General features: G+C 70.8%; 1 protein-coding gene. It reads left to right on the forward strand.

Annotated features, from left to right (window positions below; genetic code table 11):
• Positions 1 to 2,371: SDR family NAD(P)-dependent oxidoreductase (locus tag ACFXB5_RS53435; RefSeq protein WP_385223295.1), on the forward strand; the 2,371-nt coding region annotated here is incomplete at both ends.

Below are 2,371 nucleotides of genomic sequence, written 5' to 3' on the forward strand. Positions count from 1 at the left end.
GATCTCACGTTCTGCGACCAGTTCCTGGCCGTCAGGGGTGGCGAGGGCATGGACGTGGTCGTCAATGCCCTCGCCGGGGAGTTCACGGACGCCTCCCTGCGGCTGCTGCCGCGCGGCGGCCGGTTCGTGGAGATGGGCAAGACCGACATCCGCAATCCCGAGCAAATCGCCGAGTCCCACCCCGAGGTCGTCTACCAGGCGTTCGACCTGATGGACGCGGGCGAGCCGCGGGTGGCGGAGATGCTGTCCGAGCTGGTGGCGATGTTCGAGGCTGGGACGCTGGTCCCGCCGCCGGTGACGTGCTTCGAGTTGTCGCAGGCGGTGGCGGCGCTGCGTCATCTCCAGGCCGCCCGCCACATCGGCAAGGTCGTGCTGAACGTCCCGGCTCAGTGGGACCCGCAGGGCACGGTGCTTGTCACGGGCGGTACCGGGACGCTGGGTGGGGAACTGGCCCGGCACCTGGTGGACGTACGCGGGATGAAACACCTGGTGCTGTTGTCGCGGCGGGGTCCGGCGGCGCCGGGAGTGGCCCGCCTGGTGGCCGAGTTGGCGGCCTCGGGTGCGAGTGTGCGGGTGCAGGCGGGCGACGCCGCCGACCGCAGCGCCCTGATGTCGGTGTTGGCGCGGCTTCAGGTTGAGCGTCCGTTGACGGCGGTGGTGCATGCCGCTGGTGTGATCGACGACGTGACGGTGGAGTCGCTGACGCCTGAGCGGATGGCGCCGGTGCTGGCCGCCAAGGCCGACGCGGCCTGGAACCTGCACGAGTTGACCGAGCGCGCGGGCCTGGCGGGCTTCGTCCTCTACTCCTCGGCCGCAGCCATCGTGGGTAATCCGGGACAGGCCGGCTATGCCGCCGCGAACGCGTTCCTGGACGCGCTGGCCGCCTATCGTCGCGACCGGCACCTGGCCGGTCAGTCGCTGGCGTGGGGGCTGTGGGCCCAGACCTCGGAGATGACCGGGCACCTCAACGGCACTGGGTTGTCCCGCCTGCGCCGGGGCGGTATCCAGCCGATGGCGACCGGGCAGGGCTTGGCGCTGTTCGAGGCCGCTACCGCGTTGGGTGCGCCGTTGGTGGTCCCGGCCCGACTCGACTTGGCCGCGCTGTCGCGTGCTGGCGGGCCGGTGCCCGCGCTGCTGCGGGGTCTGGCCGTCGGCGCTCCTGCCCGTCCGTCCGCGTCCGCGGCTGCGGTCGTGGGCGGTCTGGCGGCGCGGTTGGCCGCGTTCAGTCCCGCTGAGCGTGAGCATGACGTCGTGGAGGTCGTTCGGGCCGCTGCGGCGGTTGTTCTGGGTCACAGTCGCCCTGGGGACGTCGATCCTCAGCGGGCGTTCCGGGACATGGGCATCGACTCGCTGACCGGGCTGGAGCTGCGCAACCGGCTGGCGGCCGAGACGGGCCTGAGCCTCCCCGCCACCTTGGTCTTCGACCAGCCGACACCGTTGGAGGTTGCCCGGTTCCTGGTGGCCGAGGCCCGCGGGCCGGACGGGGTTGTCGATGCGGCGGCTGTCCCGGTGGTCCGCGTTGGCACGGATGAGCCGGTGGCGATCGTCGGTATGGGGTGCCGGTTCCCGGGCGGGGTGGAGGACCCGGAGGGCTTCTGGCAGTTGATCGCCGCAGGGACCGATGCGATGTCGGGCTTCCCGGTGAACCGCGGTTGGGAGACGCCCGACCTGTCCGAGTCCGGTGACGAGGGCACCGCTTTCGCCCGGGTGGGTGGTTTCCTGGATAAAGCTGGTGAGTTCGATGCGGAGTTCTTCGGGATCAGTCCGCGTGAGGCGTTGGGGATGGATCCGCAGCAGCGGTTGCTGTTGGAGACGTGTTGGGAGGCGCTGGAGGACGCGGGCATCACCCCGGGTTCGCTGCGTGGCTCCGACACGGGTGTCTACGCCGGAGTCATCGCGTCGGGTTACCAGCTCGGTGAGCGGGACGGTGCCGGTGGTTTCGGCCTGACCGGGACGACGGCGAGTGTGGCGTCGGGCCGGGTCGCGTACTCGCTGGGCTTGCAGGGTCCGGCGGTGTCGGTGGACACGGCGTGTTCGTCCTCGCTGATGGCCATTCACCTTGCGGCGCAGGCGTTGCGGTCCGGTGAGTGTGGGATAGCCCTGGCCGGCGGGGTCATGGTGATGGTCTCGCCCGGGACATACACGGAGTTCGCGCGGCAGCGAGGTCTGGCCGCCGACGGGCGGTGTAAGCCGTTCGCTGAGGCTGCTGATGGCACCGGGTGGGGTGAGGGCGTCGGCGTCCTGGTCCTGGAGCGGCTGTCCGACGCTCGCCGGCTTGGGCACCGGGTGTTGGCGGTGGTTGCGGGTAGTGCGGTGAACCAGGATGGTGCGAGTAATGGTTTGTCGGCGCCGAATGGTCCGTCGCAGCAGC

Source organism: Streptomyces sp. NPDC059455 (genome assembly GCF_042750115.1).
Lineage (GTDB): Bacteria > Actinomycetota > Actinomycetes > Streptomycetales > Streptomycetaceae > Streptomyces > Streptomyces endocoffeicus.